The sequence below is a fragment of the Nostoc sp. MG11 genome, assembly GCF_014904695.1.
Taxonomy (GTDB): Bacteria; Cyanobacteriota; Cyanobacteriia; order Cyanobacteriales; family Nostocaceae; genus Komarekiella.
The window spans coordinates 1-3084 of sequence record NZ_JACXXN010000140.1 but is presented as its reverse complement, the minus strand read 5'-3'; the positions used below and the strand labels follow the sequence as shown (position 1 = coordinate 3084).

2 protein-coding genes and 2 pseudogenes are annotated in these 3084 nt (G+C 42.1%); 3 read left to right on the top strand and 1 reads right to left on the bottom strand.

Features of this window, described 5'->3' with window-relative positions; translation table 11 throughout:
- Nucleotides 1-98: 98 nt before the first annotated feature.
- The 3 genes and pseudogenes from HCR01_RS37475 to HCR01_RS37465 form a co-directional block, all read left to right on the top strand.
- Nucleotides 99-512, top strand: a pseudogene (locus HCR01_RS37475) (DDE-type integrase/transposase/recombinase); the annotation flags it as partial.
- Nucleotides 513-863: 351 nt separating this feature from the next.
- Entirely contained in the window at nucleotides 864-1424 is a 561-nt protein-coding gene (locus HCR01_RS37470) for a hypothetical protein (RefSeq protein ID WP_193200942.1), read from the top strand.
- A 53-nt stretch (nucleotides 1425-1477) separates the two neighbouring features.
- Entirely contained in the window at nucleotides 1478-1849 is a 372-nt protein-coding gene (locus HCR01_RS37465; protein WP_193200941.1) for a hypothetical protein, read from the top strand.
- A 209-nt stretch (nucleotides 1850-2058) separates the two neighbouring features.
- Here the strand turns inward: HCR01_RS37465 and HCR01_RS37460 are convergent.
- Nucleotides 2059-2852: pseudogene (locus tag HCR01_RS37460) on the bottom strand (IS5 family transposase); the annotation flags it as partial.
- Nucleotides 2853-3084: the final 232 nt, after the last annotated feature.

The following is a 3084-nucleotide window of genomic DNA, read 5'->3' as shown; positions in this document are numbered from 1 at the left end:
AAAATTTACCCCTTAATGACCAAACCTCGCCATGAATTACGAAAACAATTACAAACTGCTTAATTGATAAGCGTTTTCGCTTTTCTTAGTGCCATTCTGGCAATACTATTGATTTTATGTTGAGTGCCAAATGCGATGTGCACGCCGCATCTAGATTCTTCCGTAAAGCGTTAAAAGCTTGCCACAACAGAACCCCACGAATTATCAACGTCGATAAAAATGCAGCTTACCCACCTGCAATTGATGAACTCAAAAAATCAGAATTATTGCCTGATGATTGTGAATTACGACAAGTTAAATATCTAAATAATAATCTGGAACAAGATCATCGATTTATCAAAAGGTTGGTCAAACCAGGGATGGGATTTGCATCGTTCAACACGGCAAGGCGAACTCTGAGGGGATATGAAACAATGAATATGATTCGCAAAGGACAAGTTAAGGGAGTTGAAAAAACAGACATCGCTGCTCAAGTAAAATTTGTTGCTCAAATCTTCGGTATAATTGCATAACTAGTTCTGATTTATACAGAATGTTTCTTCTCAATAAGTTTTTGCAACACAACCAATTTGACAGGGGGAGGAGGATGAGGAACCATCTTTGCCGAAAAGGGAAGTTGGGGTAGTTAGGTAAGAATGGCTGAAAGCTTTATGAACTGTTCCTCTCTCCATCATACATTGCCTAAATTGAACCCAATTAGGCAATGTTTGAAAGACATAAATACATGGCTACTTTACACAACTTTACATCGTGATAAATTTTGCGCGTATCTTGTCTTTACCCCTATGCAGTTATCAGTTACATCCAGAATTAACGTTGCAATTGACTCTGAGAAAATCTCACTGAATTAGAAAGGTGGAATCATGCCTAAACCACCTTCTAATCGCAAAAAAGACACCTCAGCCGCATCTAGTGACAACACGCTACCTGCTAGTTCTGCGGAGGACATCTTTGAACCAGAAAATCCTGCTACAGCAACGATTACGGTAACTGCTGTTGAAATTCCAGAGTTAACCGAGCAGGAAATTAGTGATCGCCTGTACTTGGAGCGGAAAGTTGAGAGGGCGTTTTTTGAGGCGGGTAAGGCGCTGGCGGAACTGCGCGATCGGCGGCTGTACCGTTCCACGCACAAGACTTTCGAGGACTATTGCCGCGATCGCTTTGGTTTTAGCTGCAGACAGCCCTACCATTTAATGGAAGCTGCGGTTATTTTTGATAATTTGGTGGAAAAATGTGAACGTTCCGTTCACATTTTGCCGACTAACGAGTGGCAAGTTAGACCGTTGACAAAACTAGACCCAGACACTCAACCCGAAGCATGGGAGCAAGCTGTAGAGTCTGCTAATGGGAAAGTACCTTCAAAAAGTTGCTTCTTAAACCCTGCTTTAATAAATGATTATCTTCAGATAATGCCCGTATATTAACTAGTGAGTAAGAAAACCTAATATTAGTTTTTCAATTTTTTAGAGTAGAGAAAATGAAGAAGTTAACCAGTTTGATGATTATCGGGACAATATTGTCGATGAGTGCGCCAGCATTGGCTGAAAGTCGTGCGGTTAATATCAGTATTGGCAGTATTGGTGGTGCCTTAGATAATGCAGCTTTGCGAACAGTTCGTCAGATTATTGGGTTTGGGGTTGGCACTGGCACTGTTGATAAATTCATTGTATATAGTCCCAGGAATGGTTCTCCTATTCCCATAGAAGGAGGTTTATCTGCTTGTGCTGAAGCTGGCTTCGATATAACTGATGCCAGATTTAATGCTTTTATTCAGCAGTTACGTTCAATTACACCCCGCTCAGGAACTTTCCTCAATGTAGAACTTACCGCAAGCTGTAGAATCAACTAAGAAATGTTGGTACTTAACCCTCTTGTATCACTTTTGGAAAACAATTATCGCAGCTTGATTCTAAAACTTTGAATTAGTCAAGTTCTGAAGCTTTATTTTCTAATAGAAACTAAAATTTCAAACAAAAAGCTGGAAAACAAAGCCCTAAAAGGCTTTCAGGGATCGGGTTCTCCCAATCTGACACAAGAGGATTAGGGCGTGTTTTCAAACTATAACCACAACAGAATGGAGGCGATCATAATCATGGCTGTATAATTTACAGCCAGTTTTTCATATCGAGTGGCGATGCGGCGAAACTGTTTGAGTCGGTTGATAGCGCGCTCTACAATGTTGCGTTGACGGTAGATTTCACGACTAAATGGGCTGCTAGGTGGTTCATTTGAGAGTCTTGGAATTGTCAAACGGATACCGCGATGACGGAAATAGCTACGTATTCGACGACCTGTGTAACCCTTGTCTGCGACTAATCGTAAAGGGCGTAAACGTGGACGACCTCTCCCAGAACGCTTAACTGCACCTTGTTCCATTAATTGTTCCAGAAAAATGGATTCGTTGCGGTGACCTGGACTTAGAAGAAAAGTTATCGGTTTACCTTTACCCTCACAACGTATGTGTATTTTTGTACTAAAACCACCGCAAGAACGACCTAGTTTCTCGTCTTCTGCACCCCTTTTTTTCCACCAGCTGCGTGTTAGTGGGCGCGGATCACTCTTCCATCAACATAATGAACCTCCCAATCGAGCTTTCCTTGTTCATCTGCGATCGCTTGTAGATGTTCTAAAATTTGGTTCCAGACTCCGGCTTTTTGCCATCGATAAAACCTTGTAGCCACACTCTGCCACTTTCCATAACGTTCTGGGAGGTCTCGCCACGGTGCTCCTGTTCTCAGTATCCAAAGAATACCATTCACAACTGTGCGATGGTCATTATTTGGCTTACCTGTGAGCGGTTTTTCTGGTGGTAATAGCGGTTAAAACCGCTCCCACTGTTCGTTGCTTAAGTCTCCTCAATTCATCATCACAACAAAGCGATCGCATCTTTTTTTAGGATATGACGAGTTTGAAAACACGCCCTACGGGACAGTGGCAAGTTAGAAGCGCCAGCAGAGGCAGTCCTAAAGTGCTTGGGGGAGTTGAAGCGGCTGTGTTGCAAAAATAGGTGCCTAAGCAAGTGTTATATTCTTTCAAGAGACTGAAATGCTACAGAGATGAACCCAAAACAACCATTTAAATGGC